This window comes from Pseudomonas sp. 02C 26 (assembly GCF_002843585.1).
Taxonomy (GTDB): Bacteria; Pseudomonadota; Gammaproteobacteria; order Pseudomonadales; family Pseudomonadaceae; genus Aquipseudomonas; species Aquipseudomonas shirazensis.
This window is the reverse complement of sequence record NZ_CP025262.1, coordinates 339,311-357,896: the sequence shown is the minus strand read 5'-3', so window position 1 is coordinate 357,896 and position 18,586 is coordinate 339,311. Positions and strand designations below refer to the sequence as shown.

The following is an 18,586-nucleotide window of genomic DNA, read 5'->3' as shown; positions in this document are numbered from 1 at the left end:
ACTATAAAAAAACGGGTTGCACCAGGTTGCACCCGCAATGGGCTAGCGCTAATCTTGGCCTCAGCTAAAGCCACAGCACGTGGCAATAATGAGGATAAGAAATGGCGACGACCACCCTTGGGGTCAAACTCGATGACCCTACCCGTGAGCGACTCAAGGCAGCTGCGCAGTCGATTGACCGCACGCCGCATTGGTTGATCAAGCAGGCTATCTTCAATTACCTGGAGAAGCTCGAGGGTGGCGCGACCCTGCACGAAATCAATGGCCATGGTGCCAACCTCAGTGACGACGCCGGCGAGGTACAGCCTGAGCATAGCCATCAATGCTTCCTCGAGTTCGCTGAAAGCATCCTGCCGCAATCGGTACTGCGTGCTGCCATCACTTCGGCCTACCGTCGTCCCGAGCAGGAAATGGTGCCGATGCTGCTGGAGCAGGCGCGCCTGACCACTGCCCAGGCCGAAGCCACCAACAAGCTCGCCTCGGGCATCGCCGAGAAGCTGCGTAACCAGAAGAGCGCCAGCGGTCGTGCCGGTATCGTTCAGGGCCTGCTGCAGGAGTTTTCGCTGTCGTCGCAGGAAGGCGTTGCACTCATGTGCTTGGCCGAAGCCCTGCTGCGCATCCCCGACAAAGGCACCCGCGACGCGCTGATCCGCGACAAGATCAGCACCGGCAACTGGCACCCGCACCTGGGCAACAGCCCGTCGCTGTTCGTCAACGCAGCAACCTGGGGCCTGCTGCTGACCGGCAAGCTGGTCTCGACCCACAACGAATCCGGCCTGACTTCGTCGCTGACGCGCATCATCGGCAAGAGCGGCGAGCCGATGATCCGCAAGGGCGTCGACATGGCCATGCGCCTGATGGGCGAGCAGTTCGTCACCGGCGAAACCATCGCCGAAGCCCTGGCCAACGCTAGCCGCTTCGAGTCCAAAGGCTTCCGTTATTCCTACGACATGCTCGGTGAAGCCGCACTCACCGAGCATGACGCACAGAAGTACCTGGCCTCCTACGAGCAGGCGATCCACTCGATCGGCAAGGCCTCCCATGGCCGCGGCATCTATGAAGGCCCGGGCATCTCGATCAAGCTTTCCGCCCTGCACCCTCGCTACAGCCGCGCGCAATACGAGCGGGTGATGGACGAGCTGTACCCGCGCCTGCTGTCGCTGACCTTGCTGGCCAAGCAGTACGACATCGGCCTTAACATCGACGCCGAAGAAGCCGACCGCCTCGAGCTGTCGCTGGACCTGCTCGAGCGCCTGTGCTTCGAGCCATCGCTGACTGGCTGGAACGGTATCGGCTTTGTCATCCAGGCTTATCAGAAGCGTTGCCCGTACGTGATCGACTCGGTCATCGACCTGGCCAAGCGCAGCCGCCATCGCTTGATGATCCGCCTGGTCAAGGGCGCCTACTGGGACAGCGAAATCAAGCGCGCCCAGGTCGAAGGTCTGGAAGGCTATCCGGTCTACACCCGCAAGGTGTACACCGACGTTTCCTACATCGCCTGCGCACGCAAGCTGCTGTCGGTGCCAGAAGCCATCTACCCGCAGTTCGCTACCCACAACGCCCACACCCTGTCGGCCATCTATCACATTGCCGGGCAGAACTACTACCCGGGCCAGTACGAGTTCCAGTGCCTGCACGGCATGGGCGAGCCGCTCTACGAGCAAGTGGTGGGCAAAGTTGCCGATGGCAAGCTGAACCGTCCGTGCCGGGTGTATGCCCCGGTCGGTACCCACGAGACGCTGCTGGCCTATCTGGTGCGACGCCTGCTGGAAAACGGCGCCAACACCTCGTTTGTCAACCGTATTGCCGACCACTCGATTTCGATTCAAGAGCTGGTCTCCGACCCGGTCGCCAATATCGAGCAAATGGCGGCCCAGGAAGGCAGCATCGGCCTGCCGCACCCGCGCATCCCGCTGCCGCGTGACCTGTATGGCAGCGAGCGGGCCAACTCGGCCGGTATCGACCTGGCCAACGAACATCGCCTGGCGTCGCTGTCCTGCGCGTTGCTGGCAACCGCTCACACCGAGTGGAAAGCCGCACCAATGCTGGGTTGCGCCAGCAGCCAGGAAGTGGCGGCAGCCGTGATCAACCCGTCCGATCATCGCGACGTCGTCGGTCATGTGCAGGAAGCCACCGTCATTGATGTCGACAACGCCATCCAGTGCGCGCTGAACGCTGCGCCGATCTGGCAAGCGACGCCGCCAGCCGAGCGTGCAGCGATCCTCGAGCGCAGCGCCGACCTGATGGAGGCCGAGATCCAGCCGTTGATGGGCCTGCTGGTGCGTGAAGCCGGCAAGACCTACGCCAACGCCATTGCCGAAGTCCGCGAAGCGGTGGACTTCCTGCGTTACTACGCAGTACAGGCCCGCAACAACTTCAGCAACGACGCCCACCGCCCACTGGGCCCGGTGGTGTGCATCAGCCCGTGGAACTTCCCGCTGGCGATCTTCAGCGGCCAGGTTGCCGCGGCCTTGGCTGCCGGTAACCCTGTGCTGGCCAAGCCTGCCGAGCAAACTCCGCTTATCGCTGCGCAAGCGGTGCGCTTGATGCTTGAAGCCGGCATCCCTGAAGGTGTGCTGCAACTGCTGCCAGGCCGCGGTGAAACCGTCGGCGCCGGTCTGGTCGGTGACGAGCGGGTCAAAGGTGTGATGTTCACTGGCTCGACTGAAGTCGCCCGCCTGCTGCAACGCAATATCGCTGGCCGCCTCGACGCCCAAGGCCGGCCGATCCCGCTGATCGCCGAAACCGGCGGGCAGAACGCGATGATCGTCGACTCGTCGGCCTTGACCGAGCAAGTGGTGATCGACGTCGTTTCCTCGGCGTTCGACAGCGCCGGTCAACGTTGCTCTGCCCTGCGCGTCCTGTGCCTGCAGGAGGACTCCGCCGACCGCGTCATTGAAATGCTCAAGGGCGCCATGGCGCAAAACCGCCAGGGCAACCCGGAACGCCTCTCGGTGGACATCGGCCCGGTGATCGACGCCGAAGCCAAGGCTGGCATCGAGAAGCACATCCAGGCCATGCGTGAAAAAGGCCGCGCCGTGTATCAGGTGGCCATCGCCGATGCTGCCGAGTGCAAACGCGGTACCTTCGTCATGCCGACCTTGATCGAGCTGGACAGCTTCGACGAACTCAAGCGCGAGATCTTCGGCCCGGTATTGCACGTAGTGCGCTACAACCGCCGCAACCTCGACCAGTTGCTCGAGCAGATCAACGCCTCCGGCTACGGCCTGACCCTGGGCGTACACACCCGCATCGACGAAACCATCGCCAAGGTTGTGGATACCGTCAACGCCGGCAACATGTACGTCAACCGCAACATCGTCGGTGCCGTGGTCGGCGTGCAGCCGTTCGGTGGTGAAGGCCTGTCCGGCACCGGCCCGAAAGCCGGCGGCCCGCTGTACCTGTACCGGCTGCTCTCAACCCGTCCGGTCGACGCCGTGGCTCGCCAGTTCAAGGAGGCCGATGCTGCCAGCAAGGTCGACAGCGTCCTGCGCGAGCAACTGATCAAGCCGCTGCACAGCCTTAAAGCCTGGGCCGAAAGCAACCAGCTAAGCGACCTGGCCAGCCTCTGCGAGCAGTTCGCAGAGCAATCACAGAGCGGCATCACCCGCCTGCTGCCGGGCCCGACCGGCGAGCGCAACAGCTACACCATCCTGCCGCGCGAGCATGTGCTGTGCCTGGCAGATAATGAAGCTGACCTGCTGGCTCAATTGGCTGCAGTACTGGCTGTAGGCAGCTCGGCGGTATGCGTCGACGGCGAGCCGGCCAAGAGCCTGCGTGCGCGCCTGCCTAAAGAGCTGCAAGGCAAGGTCAAGCTGGTGGCCGACTGGACCAAGGATGAAGTAGCGTTCGATGCTGTTATCCACCACGGCCACTCGGACCAACTGCGCGCCGTGTGCGAGCAGGTAGCCAAGCGCGCCGGGGCGATTGTCGGTGTGCACGGGCTGTCCAGCGGCGATCAGCAGATTGCCCTGGAGCGTTTGGTGATCGAGCGCGCCGTGAGCGTCAACACCGCTGCGGCGGGGGGTAACGCGAGCTTGATGACGATCGGCTGACACCGACACGGCAGTAACCAAAAAGGAGAGCTTCGGCTCTCCTTTTTTATGACTTTCAGATACAACTTGCTGCCACTTGCATCGCCTGATTCCAGGTCGGCGTCGCCTGTATTGGGGCTGCTCCTACAGTACCGCGCATGGCGGCGGGCGAGGCGTCTGGCGCGCCTATGCCAACTGGACGCGGTCCCTGTAGGAGCGGCCTTGTGTCGCGAAAGGGCCGCGAAGCGGCCCCGACATCAGCAGCAGTTACACCAAACCACGTCCAATAGCTGGCCGTTGGCGCACCGCCAGCGCAATCACCGCCGCATCCCCAACTCGGCATCATCCATCAGCGCCTTGGCCAGCGCGCTCAAGTCATGTGAAGCCCTTCGAGGAAATGGGGACTGCGGGGAGCGCTCTCAAGATCCAGCGCCGCCCGCGCGGCGCATCGCGACACAAGGCCGCTCCAGAAGCCCGTGACATGCACTTAGTGGCCGCAATTCGCCACCCCTCCCCCACACCATCACCTCAATCAATGATGCTGGCCTCCCCCACTCCTAGTTCCTAGACTCGCCTTAAGCCCCTCACCACTGGACCCGCCAGCATGTCCGAAACCCTGCTCAGCTCCCGCAACCTGGCTTTCGAGCTCTACGAAGTACTCGACGCCGAGGCCCTGACCCAGCGCCCGCGCTTCGCCGAGCACAGCCGGGAAACCTTCGATGCGGCGTTGGCCACTGCGCGCACCATCGCCGAGAAGTACTTCGCCGGGCACAACCGCAAGGCCGACGAAAATGAACCGCGCTACGTCGATGGCCGGGCCGAGTTGATTGCCGAGGTGAAGCCTGCGGTCGATGCCTTTCTGCAGGCGGGTTTCCTCAATGCCAACCGCGATTTCGAGGTCGGTGGCATGCAGTTGCCGAGCCTGCTCTCGCAAGCCTGTTTCGCGCACTTCCAGGCAGCCAACGCGGGCACTACGGCCTACCCGTTTCTGACCATGGGCGCCGCCAACCTGATCGAGAGTTTCGGCAGCGATGAGCAGAAGCGCTTGTTCCTGCAGCCGATGATCGAGGGGCGCTACTTCGGCACCATGGCCCTCACCGAACCCCATGCTGGCTCGTCACTGGCGGATATCCGCACCCGCGCCGAACCGGCTGGCGATGGCAGTTACCGGATCAAGGGCAACAAGATCTTCATCTCCGGCGGCGACCATCAGCTGTCGGAGAACATCGTCCATCTGGTGCTGGCGAAGCTGCCGGACGCGCCCGCCGGGGTGAAGGGCATTTCGCTGTTTATCGTGCCCAAGTACCTGGCCAATGCCGATGGCAGCCTGGGCCCGCGCAACGATGTGCTGCTGGCCGGGCTGTTCCACAAGATGGGCTGGCGCGGCACCACCTCGACGGCGCTTAACTTTGGCGACCAGGGCAACTGCGTGGGCTATTTGCTGGGCCAGCCGCACCAGGGCCTGGCCTGCATGTTCCAGATGATGAACGAGGCGCGGATCGGCGTCGGCATGGGTGCGGTGATGCTCGGCTATGCCGGCTACCTGTACTCGCTGGAGTACGCGCGCCAGCGGCCACAGGGGCGTTTGCCGGACAACAAGGATCCGCTCAGCGCGGCAGTGCCGATCATCGCTCACAGTGACGTGAAGCGTATGTTGCTGACGCAGAAGGCCTATGTCGAAGGTGCGTTCGATCTGGGCCTGTATGCAGCGCGGCTGTTCGACGATACCCACACCGCGCCCAGCGACAGCGAGCGCCAGCAGGCCCAGGCATTGCTCGACCTGCTGACGCCGATCGTCAAGTCGTGGCCCTCGGAGTTCTGCCTCAAGGCCAACGAGCTGGCGATCCAGATCCTCGGCGGTCACGGCTACACCCGCGAGTATCCGGTCGAGCAGTACTACCGGGACAACCGCCTGAACCCGATCCATGAAGGCACCCACGGCATCCAGTCGCTCGACCTGCTCGGCCGCAAGCTGGTGCACAATGGCGGCGCCGGGCTCAAGCAGTTGATCCGCCTGATCGCCGCAACCGCCGAGCGCGCCAGCCATCACCCTGCCCTCGATGACCTGCGCCAGCCGCTTGAGCAACTGGTCAAGCGGCTGCAGGCGGTGACCTTGGCGCTGCTTGGCGATATGGCGGCGGGCAAGGTCAGCACTGCGCTGGCCAACTCGGCGCTGTACCTCAAGGTATTTGGCCATTGCGTGATTGGCTGGCGCTGGCTGGAGCAGGCGCTGCATGCCGAGCGCGGGCTGGTCAACGGCGCGGCGGCCGACCACCACTTCTATCGTGGCAAGTTGCAGGCGGCGCGTTATTTCCTGACTTGGGAAGTACCGGGCTGCCATACTGAGCTGGCACTGCTCGAGGCCCGCGATGACACTTGCCTGAGCATGCACGAAGGGTGGTTCTAGGGGGAGCCGCCGCGTTCACGGAGTTCTGCCCATGTTCGATTCCAGCGCCCTGCTGCGTCAGCGCTTTGCCTCGCTGCGCAGTACGGCCGAGGTGTTTTCGCTGCGCCACGTCAAGCAGTCCTATCAAGGCCTGGCGGTGCGCCGCAATGTTGCCCAGCCGCCGTTCTTCAATCAGGACGAAGGCGCCATGCTCACCGTGCGCATCAACGGTGTTGAGGCCTACGCGGCCACCGCCGACCTCTCGCAGAGCGGCTTGCAATGGGCGCTGGAGCAGGCCGAAGCGCTGGCCCGGCAGATCGCCCGGCACAGCCTGCTGGATTTGACCACGCAAACGGTGCCGAGCGAGCGCCATGACCATGTCTCCCCCAACTTCATTCAGCCGCTGCCGAACCTGGCCGATTGCCTGGGCCTGCTCGCCGCCGAATCGGCCAGCGTGCCGACGGACAACCGCCTGGTCGATTGGCAGGCGAGCCTGGGTATCAGCGAAGTCGAGCAGACCTACTTGAACTCGGCCGGCGCCGAACTGCGCCACGCCCAGCGCTTTTTGTTCCCGGGCATGGGCGTCACTGCCAGCGACGGCCAGGACAGCCAGAGCCGCAGCCTGGGCCGGGACAATTTTGGCCAGCAGGGCGGTTTCGAGATCATCGAGCGCTGCGGTCTGATCGGTGCCGCGACGCAGGTTGCCGATCAGGCCTTGCAACTGTTGCTGGCGCCCAACACGCCGAGCGGCAAGCGCGACCTGTTGCTGATGCCTGACCAGATGATGCTGCAGATCCACGAGTCGATCGGCCACCCGCTGGAGATGGACCGAATTCTGGGCGACGAGCGCAACTACGCCGGTACCAGTTTCGTCAAAGCCAGCGACTTCGGCCAGCTGCAATATGGCTCGAGCCTACTCAATGTGACCTTCGACCCGACCATCGCCGAAGAGCTGGCCAGCTACAGCCACGACGATGACGGCACGGCAGCCAGCAAGCAGTTCCTGATCCGTCAGGGCAAGCTGTTACGCCCGCTCGGGGGCGCGCTGTCGCAGTTCCGCTCCGGGCTTGATGGCGTCGCCAACAGCCGCGCCTGCAGCTGGAACCGCGCGCCGATCGACCGCATGGCCAACCTCAATATCGAACCCGGCGAGCAGTCGCTGGCGCAGCTGATTGGCGGTATCGAGCAGGGCATCCTGATGCGCACCAACCGCTCGTGGTCGATTGACGATGCGCGCAACAAGTTTCAGTTTGGCTGCGAGTGGGGCCAGTTGATCGAAGACGGCCAACTCAAGGGCGTGGTCAAGAACCCTAACTACCGCGGTATTTCGGCGCAATTCTGGCGCGACCTGTCGGCAGTCGGCGACCGCAGCACTTTCGAGGTACTCGGCACCCCCAACTGCGGCAAGGGCGAGCCCAATCAGGTGGTGCGGGTCGGCCATGCGTCGCCGGCCTGTGTGTTCAGCCAGATCGATGTATTCGGAGGAGACGCCTGATGCGCGCCACACCCCAGGAGCAATTCCAGCAGCTGCTGCAAACATTGCGTGTAGCCCTGCGCGACGGCGAGCAGTTCACCCTCGGTTTCAGCGCCGAGCAGTCGCAGTTCATTCGTTACAACCATGCCAAGGTGCGCCAGGCCGGTGTGGTCAGCCAGGCCAGCGCCCAACTGCGGCTGGTCGACAATGGCCGCCAGGCCGAGCAGCAGTTCACCCTGTGTGGCGATGCCGAGCTTGACCAGCAGCGCCTGCACGATGCCCTCAAGCAATTGCGCCAGACCTTGCCGCTGCTGGCCGTCGACCCGTACCTGAGCCTGGACGACAGCGCCTGGCATTCGCACAGCCTGCAACAACAGGCGCTGCCGGACCCAGCCGAGGTGCTGGCGCTGGTCGAGCGCGAAGCTGCCGAACTGGATTTGGTCGGCATCTACGCCGCCGGCCCGATCTGCCGCGGCTTTGCCAGTTCGTTCGGGGCGTTTGGCTGGCATGAAGCGGTCAGTTTCAACTTCGACTGGAGCCTGTTCCACGCCAACGGCGAGGCAGTCAAAGCCAACTATGCCGGCCAGAGCTGGGACGCTGCTGCCTTTGTCGAGCGTTTGCGCCTGGCCCGCGAGCAACTGGCCTATCTGGGCCTGCCTGGGGTGCTGCTCAAGCCCGGCAGCTATCGCGCTTACCTGGCGCCAGCGGCCATGGATGAAATCGCCGGCATGCTCTGCTGGGGCGGTTTTTCCGCGCAGGCACTGGCCACCGGCAACAGCGCCTTGCAGCGGCTGTACAGCGGCGATGCGCAATTGAGCCCGCTGGTGAGTATCAGCGAGCAGGTCAGTGGCTCGTTGAGCCCGGCGTTTTCCGACGAAGGTTCGCAGCGCCAGGACCTGCAACTGATCGCCGAGGGTCGCGGCCTGCAGCGCCTGGTCAGTGCCCGCAGCGCAGCGGAGTTCAAGCTGGCCGCCAACGGCGCCGACAGCTACGAGTCGCCCTGCGCGCTGAGCCTGGCACCGGGCGAGTTGGCCACCGCCGACATCCTCCAGCGCCTGGGCACCGGCCTGTACATCAGCAACCTGTGGTACCTGAACTACTCTGACCTGCCAGCAGCACGGATGACCGGCCTGACCCGCTTTGCCACCTTCTGGGTCGAGAACGGCGAGATTCAGGGGCCGGTCAGCACCATGCGCTTCGACGACACCCTGTACAACCTGCTCGGCCAGCAGCTCGAAGCCTTGACCGCCGAGCGTGAGCTGATCCTTTCGACCAGCACCTACGGCCAACGGCAAACCGGATCGAGTCATTTGCCGGGCGCACTGGTCAAAGCGATGACCCTGACTCTGTAACACCGCCGCCTGGAAGGATTTGAGGCCGCCATGACCGATCGCGCACCGCTTGACCCTGTCACCGCCCGCTGGATCCCGTGGGTGGTGGCGATTGCCTTTTTCATGCAGTCACTCGACGGCACCATCCTCAACACCGCGCTGCCGGCGATGGCGCGCTCGCTCGAAGAAGACCCGCTGCGCATGCAAGGGGTGATCATCGCCTACATGCTCACCGTGGCCTTGCTGATCCCGGCCTCGGGCTGGATCTCCGACCGTTTTGGCACCAAGCGGATCTTCTTCAGCGCGATCCTCTTGTTCAGCTTTGGCTCACTGCTGTGCGCCCTGGCCAACAGCCTCGGTTTCCTCATCGGGGCGCGGATCATTCAGGGCCTGGGCGGTGCCTTGATGCTGCCGGTCGGGCGGCTGGTGGTGCTGCGCGCCTACCCGCGTTCAGAGCTGGTGCGGATCATGAGCTTCATCACCATCCCCGGCCTGCTCGGCCCGCTGCTGGGGCCGACCGTCGGTGGCTGGCTGGTAGAAATCCTCAGTTGGCACTGGATCTTCTTGCTCAACCTGCCGGTGGGTGCGCTGGGCTGTTGGGCGGTATGGAAGTTCATCCCCGACCTGCGCGGCAGCGAGCGCACGACCTTCGATACGCCAGGGTTCCTCCTGTTTGGTGCAGCGATGGTGCTGATCACCATTGCCATGGAAGGCCTGGGCGAGCTGCACATGCCGCACCTGCGGGTGATGTTGCTGCTGTTTGCCGGCATGGCTTGCCTGGCGGCCTACTGGCTGCGCGCCGGGCGCGATCCCGAGCCGCTGTTCTCGCCCAGCCTGTTCCGCGTGCGCACCTTCGCCATCGGTATTCTCGGCAACCTGTTCGCCCGTCTGGGCAGCGGTGCCCTGCCCTTTCTGGTGCCGCTGCTGCTGCAGATCGCCCTGGGCTATTCGCCGTCCCAGGCCGGCATGAGCATGATCCCTCTGGCAGCAGCGGCGATGGTTGCCAAGTCGGTAGCACGGCCGCTGATCGAGCGGCTCGGCTACCGCATCATCCTCACCGGCAATACCGTGCTGCTGGGCATCCTCCTGGCGAGCCTGGGCCTGGTCGATGAGCAGACGCCGTATGCTTTGTTGCTGGTGCAACTGTCGTTGCTCGGTGCAGTCAACTCGCTGCAGTTCACCGCGATGAACACGGTGACTCTGATCGATCTCGACGATGCCAGCGCCAGCAGCGGCAACGGCTTGCTTTCGGTGGTTGCGCAACTGGCCTTGAGCCTGGGCGTGGCCTGTGCCGGTGCCCTGCTCGGCGGCTTCACCGCGGCTGGTAACGGCGATGGCGTTGAGAGCGTGCTGGGGGCCTTCCAGCTGACCTTCTTCACCATCGGCCTGATGTCGATGCTGGCAGCGGCGATCTTCCTGCAACTGGCGCCAAGCGACGGCAGGCGTGCCCGTCGTCCGGAAGCCGAGATCGAACCTTAGGGGGAATGGCCACGAGGCTGGTAGACTATCGGGCATTTTTCGCTTTGCTACCCAGGCCCGCCTCGTGACCACCGAATCCACCGCATTTGCCTCTTTGCCCTTGTCTGCCGCCATGCTGGCCAACCTGGAGGCGCTCGGCTATGCCGCGATGACCCCGATCCAGGCCCAGAGCCTGCCGGTGATCCTGCGTGGCCAGGACCTGATCGCCCAAGCCAAGACCGGCAGCGGCAAGACTGCCGCCTTTGGCATCGGCTTGCTCAATCCGCTCAATCCGCGCTACTTCGGCTGCCAGGCACTGGTCCTGTGCCCGACCCGCGAGCTGGCTGACCAGGTGGCCAAAGAACTGCGCCGGCTGGCCCGGGCGGAAGACAACATCAAGATCCTGACCCTCTGCGGTGGGGTTTCGCTCGGCCCGCAGATCGCCTCGCTGGAGCACGGCGCGCACATCATCGTTGGCACTCCGGGCCGGGTTCAGCAGCATCTGGACAAGGGCACGCTGGTCCTCGACGGGCTCAACACGCTGGTGCTCGACGAAGCCGACCGCATGCTCGACATGGGCTTCTTCGACGCCATTGCCGCGATCATCGGCAAGACCCCGTCGCGCCGGCAGACCTTGCTGTTCTCGGCCACCTACCCGAGCGGCATCGAGCAACTGGCCGCTGACTTCATGCGCAAGCCGCAGCAGGTCAAGGTCGACGCGCTGCACAGCGAAACCCAGATCGAGCAGAGCTTCATCGAGATCGACCCGCAGCAGCGCCTTGAAGCGCTGACCCGCGTGCTCGCGCACTACCGCCCTGAATCGTGCGTGGCGTTCTGCTTCACCAAGCAGCAGTGCGACGAAGTGGTCAACCACCTGACCGCCAAGGGCATCGTTGCCCAGGCGCTGCATGGCGACCTGGAGCAGCGTGACCGCGACCAGGTGCTGGCGATGTTCGCCAACCGTAGCATCTCGGTGCTGGTTGCCACCGACGTGGCCGCGCGCGGCCTGGATATCGACGGCCTGGACATGGTCATCAACGTCGAACTGGCGCGTGATGCCGAAATCCACGTACACCGAGTCGGCCGTACCGGCCGTGCTGGCGAAAAGGGCGTCGCCGTCAGCCTGGTCGCTCCCGCCGAAGGCCATCGCGCCCAGGCCATCGAGCAGCAACAGAAGCGCCCCCTGCGCTGGGAACAGCTGGACAACCTCAAGAGCCAGGGCGGCGAGCCGCTGCTGCCGGTAATGGTCACTCTGTGCATCGGCGCCGGGCGTAAAGACAAGCTGCGCCCGGGTGACATCCTCGGTGCACTGACCGGCGACGCCGGCATCCCTGGCAAGCAGGTCGGCAAGATCGCCATCTTCGACTTCCAGGCCTTGGTCGCGGTCGAGCGAGCATTGGCCAAGCAGGCCGTGCAGCGCCTCAACAGCGGCAAGATCAAGGGCCGCGCGCTGAGAGTGCGGATCCTCTGATATCTGCAGCAACCCTGTGCCGGCGGCGCAGGGTTGGCCTCACCTTCTGTTCAACTGATTCCAGGTAACTCCCGTGCACTCCACCGACGTGATCATCCTCGGCGCTGGCGCCGCCGGCCTGATGTGCGCTCAGCTCAGCGCCAACCGTGGCCGCCGCGTGCTGCTGCTCGACCATGCCAACAAACCGGGCAAGAAGATCCTCATGTCGGGTGGCGGGCGTTGCAACTTCACCAACATGTACACCGAGCCGAGCAACTTCCTCTCGAACAACCCGCACTTCTGCAAATCGGCGCTGGCCCGCTATACCCAGTGGGACTTCATCGAACTGGTGGCCAAGCACCAGGTGCCGTATCACGAGAAGAAGCTCGGTCAGCTGTTCTGCGACAACAAGTCCAGCGACATCCTCGATTTGCTGCTGGCTGAATGCGACGCTGCCGGGGTGGACCTGCGCATGGACACCAGCATCGAGACCATCGAGAAAACCGCCGAGGGTTATCGGCTGCAGACCAGCGCCGGCCCGTTCGCCTGCCAGTCGCTGGTGATCGCCACCGGTGGGTTGTCGATCCCGACGTTGGGCGCCAGCGGCTTCGGCTACCAGGTGGCGCGCCAGTTCGGCCACACCTTGCTGCCAACCCGTGCCGGGCTGGTGCCGTTCACCATCACCGAGCCGCAGCTTAAGGCCATGTGCACCGAGCTTTCGGGCACCTCGCTGGACTGCACCGCCAGCTGCAACGGCAGCAGCTTCCGCGAGAACCTGCTGTTTACTCACCGCGGCCTGAGTGGCCCGGCGATTCTGCAGATTTCTTCGTTCTGGGAGGCCGGCGACAGCGTCGAGATCAACCTGCTGCCTGACCGTGACGCGCTGGACTGGCTGCAAAGCCAGCAAATCGAGCGCGCCAACAGCGAGCTGAAGACCGTGCTCGGCGAGGTGTTCACGCGCAAGCTGGCAAACCTGGTGGCCGAGCAGTGGTTCGAATCCAAGCCGATGAAGCAGTACACCCCGGCCGAGCTGGCACAGATCGCTGACAAGCTGGCCTGCTGGCAGGTGGTGCCGGCCGGCACCGAAGGTTATCGCACGGCCGAGGTCACCCTGGGCGGCGTCGACACCCGCGAAGTGTCGTCCAAGACCATGGAATCGCTGAAAAGCCCTGGGCTGTATTTCATCGGTGAAGTGCTCGATGTCAGCGGCCATCTCGGCGGATTTAATTTCCAGTGGGCCTGGGCTTCTGCCAACGCCGCGGCGCAGTTCGTGTAATGTAGAATCCTTTCAGCAATGCCCTGAAAGGTTCTCATCGATCACTGCCAGCAGGCCACTATGTCATCGAGCTCGTTTCGTCATTCTCTGCGTCGTTTGTGGGGCCAGGACAAGTTCAGTTATGCCATCCGGGTGACCATCGCCCTCACCGGCAGCATGGCCTTGTGTTGGTATCAAGATGAAATGAAGCTGTTGATCCCGCTGTTTCTGGGGATCATCGCCAGCGCCCTGGCCGAGACCGACGACGGCTGGCAGGGCCGCCTCAGCGCCCTGCTGGTGACCCTGGCCTGTTTTGCCATCGCCGCGCTGTCGGTCGAGCTGCTGTTCCCCTACCCCTGGATCTTTGCCTTCGCCCTGGCCCTGGCGGCGTTCTGCCTGACCATGCTCGGCGCCTTGGGCGAGCGCTATGGCGCGATTGCCTCGGCGACCTTGATCCTCTCGGTGTACACCATGATCGGCGTCGACCAGCGCGGCGGTGAGGTCACCGACTTCTGGCACGAGCCGTTGCTGCTGGTGGCAGGCGCTGCCTGGTATGGGCTGCTGTCGGTGCTGTGGCAGGCGCTGTTCTCCAATCAGCCGGTGCAGCAGAGCCTGGCCAAGCTGTTCTACGAGCTGGGCCGCTACCTCAAGCTCAAGGCCAACCTGTTCGAGCCAATTCGCAACCTTGAAGTGGAATCGCGACGGCTGGAGCTGGCCCAGCAGAACGGCAAGGTGGTCGCAGCCCTCAACGCCGCCAAAGAGATCATCCTGCACCGGGTCGGCAACAGCCAACCCAACTCCAAGGTCAGCCGCTACCTCAAGCTGTATTTCCTGGCCCAGGACATTCACGAGCGCGTGAGTGCCTCGCACTATCCGTACAACGCCCTGGCCGAGGCGTTTTTCCACAGCGACGTGATGTTCCGCTGCCAGCGCCTGTTGCGCCAGCAAGGCTCGGCCTGCCAGCAGCTGTCGGAATCGATCCGCATGCGCCAGCCGTTCGTCTACGGCAGCGGTTTTGCCGAGGCGCTGGAAGACCTGCACGCCTCCCTGGAACACCTGCGCATCCAGAGCAACCCAGCCTGGCGCGGCCTGCTGCGCTCGCTGCGGGCGCTGGCCGGCAACCTCGCCACGCTGGACCGCCTGCTCGCCGACGCCAGCAACCCGGACGGCCTTGCCGATGCCAGTGACAGCAGCCTGCTGGACCGCTCGCCGCGCAACTTCAAGGACGTCTGGGGCCGCCTGCGCACGCAGCTGACGCCGACTTCGCTGCTGTTCCGCCACGCCCTGCGCCTGCCGCTGGCGCTATCAATCGGCTATGGCATGGTGCATCTGATTCACCCGACCCAGGGTTACTGGATCATCCTCACCACGCTGTTCGTCTGCCAGCCCAACTATGGCGCGACGCGGCGCAAGCTGGTGCAGCGGATTTTCGGCACGGCGATCGGCCTGACGGTCGGCTGGGCGTTGTTCGATCTGTTCCCTAACCCGGTGGTGCAGTCGTTGTTCGCAGTGGTTGCCGGGGTGGTGTTCTTCGTCAACCGCACCACCCGCTATACCCTGGCCACGGCGGCAATCACGCTGATGGTGCTGTTCTGCTTCAACCAGATCGGCGACGGTTACGGCCTGTTCCTGCCGCGCCTGTTCGATACCCTGGTCGGCAGCCTGATCGCCATTCTGGCGGTGTTCCTGTTCCTGCCCGACTGGCAGGGGCGGCGGCTGAACAAGGTGCTGGCCAATACTTTGACCTGCGCCAGCGAGTACCTGCGCCAGATCATGCAGCAGTATGCGTACGGCAAACGCGACGACCTCGCCTATCGCCTGGCCCGGCGCAATGCGCACAACGCTGACGCAGCGCTGTCGACCACTCTGGCCAACATGCTGATGGAGCCTGGCCACTTCCGTAAGGAGGCCGATGTCGGTTTCCGCTTCCTGGTGCTCTCGCACACCTTGCTCAGCTACCTGTCAGGACTAGGTGCGCACCGCGATACGGCGCTGCCGCCAGAGGTCCACGAGCAACTGATCGACGGTGCCGGGGTCAGCCTGGCCAACAGCCTCGACCAGATCGCCAACGGCCTGGCTGCGCGCCTGCCGGTGGCGATTCACAGTGATGAAGAAGAAGCCTTGGCCAATGCCCTCGAGCAGATGCCGGAAGAGCTGGATGAGCATCAGCGCCTGGTGCAGACGCAGCTGGCCTTGATCTGCCGCCAGCTCGGCCCGCTGCGGACTATGGCCGCGCACCTGATCAAGGAAGGGGCGCCGAGCTGAGCCAAGGTTCTAGAAGCCATGCTGGCGCAGCAGGCGCTGATAACTGCCATCGGCTTTCATGGCCGCGATGGCGCGCTCGAAGCGCTGCACGATCTGCCGATGTTGCGGGTGCTGCAAGCTGACCAGAATGTGCAGGCTGTTCTCACCCAGCGGCGGATCGACAAAACTGACCGAGTCACGCACCTGCTGCGGCTCGCGCTGCAGGTTGTAACGTGCGACGTACTCGTCTTCCACTGCCAGCTTGACCCGCCCGGCCGCCAGCATGCGCACAGCTGAGGAGAAATTGCGCACCTGTACCTTGCTCAGGCGGCTGTCATCGTCGAAGCTCGGCGAATAGGCATAACCGCGCACCACGGCGATGCTGTAGGGGTACAGATCAGCCTGGCGCTGATAAGTGAAGGCCTCACCCTGACGCTTGAGTAGGCGAATGCGGTTACTCAGAAAGGCACTGGAAAACTGCCCGATCTGGGTGCGCGACTCGTTGTACCAAGCGTTGACCAGCACGTCGTAACGTCCTTCGCCCAACCCTTTCAACGCACGCGCCCAGGGCACTTCTTCGTATTCACTGGCAAAGCCTGCGCGCGTCAGCGCCGTGGTCACCAGGCTGGTCGCTAGGCCACCGCCGGGCAGGCTGGCGTCGGTGAACGGCGGCCAGCTGTCGGCAACCAGACGCAGTTTTTGCTCTGCAGCTGCAGGCGAGGCCAGCAACGCCAGCAACAGCCCGGCAAGGCACAGCAGTGGCCGCATGCACGAATCCTTTTGGCAATGGGGGGCTCCCGCGGATGACGGTAACATGTGCTCCGTCATACCGAGCAGAATACAGATCCGCGGGACTGCCGACAGCGGACAATGATGTCAAATGGCCTCTATTTTGGCCAAGCCGGCAGATTACTTGCCGAAGCAATAATCAGGCCTCGTTGCGAGGCCCAATTGGTCAGCGTTGCAGCACCTCCAGCACGCAGCGGGCAATCTGCGCATCCTGCACCGCAACGCCGGTCAGATCGGCGAGAGTCAGTTGCCCGTCGTGTTCGCGCCCGGTCGCGTGCCCTGCCAGCATCTCGCCGAGTTCGCTCAGCTGGCTTGGGGCTATCAAACCGGCCTTGAGCGCATGAGACACCTCGCCGTACTGGCTACATTGGCGGCGCGAATCGACAATGATCCGCTGAGCACTGGCGACCAGCTCCACCGCCAGTTCCTGCTTGCCTGGTGCATCGGCACCAACCGCGGTGATATGGCTGCCGGGCAGCAGCCATTCACGTTGCAGCAGCGGCTCGCGGGAAGGCGTGGCGCAGACCAGCAGGTTGGCCGCCTCGGCCACTAGCCGCGGTTGCTCGACACAGCGCACCGTGCAGCCCAGCGCCTCGGCAAACGCCCTGTAGTCGCGCCGCGCGGCGTCACTACGACCCCACACCAGCACCTCGCGGCAGGCGGTGACTGCCAGCAACTGCTCCAGCTGCAAGCGCGCCTGCATGCCGGTGCCGAGGATGCCGATCGCTTCGACCCGGTTCGGCGCCAGCAACCGTGCCGCGATGCGCCCAGCCAAGGCGGTGCGCATGCAGGTTAACCAACCCTGATCCGCCAGCAGCGCCAACGGCTGGCCGGTGCTGGCACTGAGCACCAGCATCAGCCCGTCGTTGCTCGGCAAGCCCTGCTGCGGGTTGCTGTAGAAGCCAGTGGAAACCTTGACCGTGAAGGTCTCACTGCCCTCGACATAGGCCGATTTGATACAGCAGTCGCCATTTGCCTGAGGGAAGCCGAATGCCTGCACCGGTGGCACCTGCACCCGGCCTGCGGAATAAGCGACAAAGCCCAGTTCGATGGCGCACATGGCCTGATGGGCATCCAGCGCGGCCATGATCGCCGGCAGCTCGTAGACCTTCATGCGATAGCCTCGAGGTATTTCTCCAGCACGATATTGCGGCCGCACAGCACGACTGCGACTTTCTTGCCGCGATACTCCTCGGCCAGCGCCAGCATGCCGGCCATCGCCACGCCTGCGGCGCCCTCGATGATCCAGCGCTCGCTGGCGGCCACCTCACGCATGGCAGCCTTGATCTGCGCCTCACTGACCAACACGCGCTGACTCAAAAGTCGTTGGCACAGGCCGAGGGTAACGCTGTCGGGTTCGACGCCGCCGGCGGTGCCATCCGAAATAGTCTCCTCCTCGTCGACCTCGATGATCCGCCCTGCTGCGAGTGAGGCATGCAGGGCCGGTGAGTTGGCTGGCCAGCAACCAACGATGCGGGTTTTCGCCGACAGGCCATGCAGGGCCGCTGCAATGCCGCTAATCAGACCACCACCGCCCACAGCCACGAACACCGCATCCAGCTCCGGCTGCTGCTCGAACAGTTCCATTCCGACCGTGCCCTGACCGGCGATGATCTGGTAGTCGTTGTACGGCGACACGTACGGTTTGCCTTGCAACTGCGCCTGGCGCCCGGCTTCCAGTTCGGCACCGAGCGGATCGAGATCAAGGCTGATGACCTCGGCGCCCAGTGCGCGCATTGCTTCCAGCTTATAGCTGGAGGCCTGCGTGGTGGTGTAGACGCTGACCGGCACGCCCAGTGCCTGGCCGGCCAAGGCAAGGCCCTGGCCGTGGTTGCCAGAGGACGCGGTGATGACGCCACGCTGGCGCTGGACCGGGTCAAGCAGGCGCAGCTTGTTGCTGGCACCGCGGTATTTGAACGAGCCGGTGTGCTGCAGGTGCTCGCACTTGAGGTAAACCTCACAGCCGCTCAAAGCACTCAGGCGGCTGCTCAAGGTCATCGGCGTGACCGCGACCTGCGGGCGCAGCGCGGTGTGTGCTTCAGTGATGGCCTGCTGCAGGGAGCCCAGTGCTTGGTCGTCGATCATCGGTAATGCTCTCGGTGACAGAGCGCTACCCAGGCAGCGCGCTCATATGGAAATTAAATCTACGATAGATTTTATTTCCA

The 18,586-nt window shown here is 64.1% G+C and carries 11 protein-coding genes; 8 read left to right on the top strand and 3 right to left on the bottom strand.

Annotation, left to right across the window (positions count from 1 at the left end; genetic code table 11):
* Positions 1–101: 101 nt before the first annotated feature.
* The 8 genes from putA to yccS all read left to right on the top strand — a co-directional run bounded on the left by putA (position 102) and on the right by yccS (position 15,653).
* Positions 102–4,055: a trifunctional transcriptional regulator/proline dehydrogenase/L-glutamate gamma-semialdehyde dehydrogenase gene (putA, locus tag CXQ80_RS01580; RefSeq protein ID WP_101315822.1), complete on the top strand. Its 3,954-nt coding sequence runs from the start codon at positions 102–104 to the stop codon at positions 4,053–4,055.
* A gap of 583 nt (positions 4,056–4,638) precedes the next feature.
* Entirely contained in the window at positions 4,639–6,441 is a 1,803-nt protein-coding gene (locus CXQ80_RS01575) for an acyl-CoA dehydrogenase (RefSeq protein WP_101315820.1), read from the top strand.
* Positions 6,442–6,472: 31 nt separating this feature from the next.
* The gene (locus tag CXQ80_RS01570) at positions 6,473–7,915 is read left to right on the top strand and encodes a TldD/PmbA family protein (RefSeq protein WP_101315818.1); all 1,443 of its coding nucleotides are present in this window, start codon (positions 6,473–6,475) and stop codon (positions 7,913–7,915) included.
* Positions 7,915–9,246, top strand: coding sequence for a TldD/PmbA family protein (locus CXQ80_RS01565; protein WP_101315816.1), 1,332 nt, complete (start codon positions 7,915–7,917; stop codon positions 9,244–9,246). Before CXQ80_RS01570 ends, CXQ80_RS01565 begins: the two co-directional genes overlap by 1 nt.
* 30 nt (positions 9,247–9,276) lie before the next feature.
* The gene (gene mdtD, locus CXQ80_RS01560) at positions 9,277–10,704 is read left to right on the top strand and encodes a multidrug transporter subunit MdtD (protein WP_101315814.1); all 1,428 of its coding nucleotides are present in this window, start codon (positions 9,277–9,279) and stop codon (positions 10,702–10,704) included.
* 64 nt (positions 10,705–10,768) lie between these two features.
* Positions 10,769–12,154: an ATP-dependent RNA helicase DbpA gene (gene dbpA / locus CXQ80_RS01555; protein ID WP_101315812.1), complete on the top strand. Its 1,386-nt coding sequence runs from the start codon at positions 10,769–10,771 to the stop codon at positions 12,152–12,154.
* 73 nt (positions 12,155–12,227) lie between these two features.
* Positions 12,228–13,409, top strand: a complete 1,182-nt coding sequence (locus CXQ80_RS01550; RefSeq protein WP_101315810.1) for an NAD(P)/FAD-dependent oxidoreductase — start codon at positions 12,228–12,230, stop codon at positions 13,407–13,409.
* A 60-nt stretch (positions 13,410–13,469) separates the two neighbouring features.
* Entirely contained in the window at positions 13,470–15,653 is a 2,184-nt protein-coding gene (gene yccS / locus CXQ80_RS01545) for a YccS family putative transporter (RefSeq protein ID WP_101315808.1), read from the top strand.
* A gap of 9 nt (positions 15,654–15,662) precedes the next feature.
* Here yccS and CXQ80_RS01540 read toward each other — a convergent pair whose 3' ends face one another.
* The 3 genes from CXQ80_RS01540 to CXQ80_RS01530 form a co-directional block, all read right to left on the bottom strand.
* A complete protein-coding gene (locus CXQ80_RS01540) occupies positions 15,663–16,400 on the bottom strand; it encodes an ABC transporter substrate-binding protein (RefSeq protein ID WP_101315806.1) in 738 nt (245 codons plus the stop codon).
* A gap of 187 nt (positions 16,401–16,587) precedes the next feature.
* Positions 16,588–17,535 (bottom strand): ornithine cyclodeaminase family protein, encoded by a 948-nt coding sequence (locus CXQ80_RS01535; protein ID WP_101315804.1) that lies wholly within the window; start codon positions 17,533–17,535, stop codon positions 16,588–16,590.
* Positions 17,532–18,506: a threonine/serine dehydratase gene (locus CXQ80_RS01530; protein ID WP_101315802.1), complete on the bottom strand. Its 975-nt coding sequence runs from the start codon at positions 18,504–18,506 to the stop codon at positions 17,532–17,534. Before CXQ80_RS01530 ends, CXQ80_RS01535 begins: the two co-directional genes overlap by 4 nt.
* Positions 18,507–18,586 lie beyond the last annotated feature (80 nt).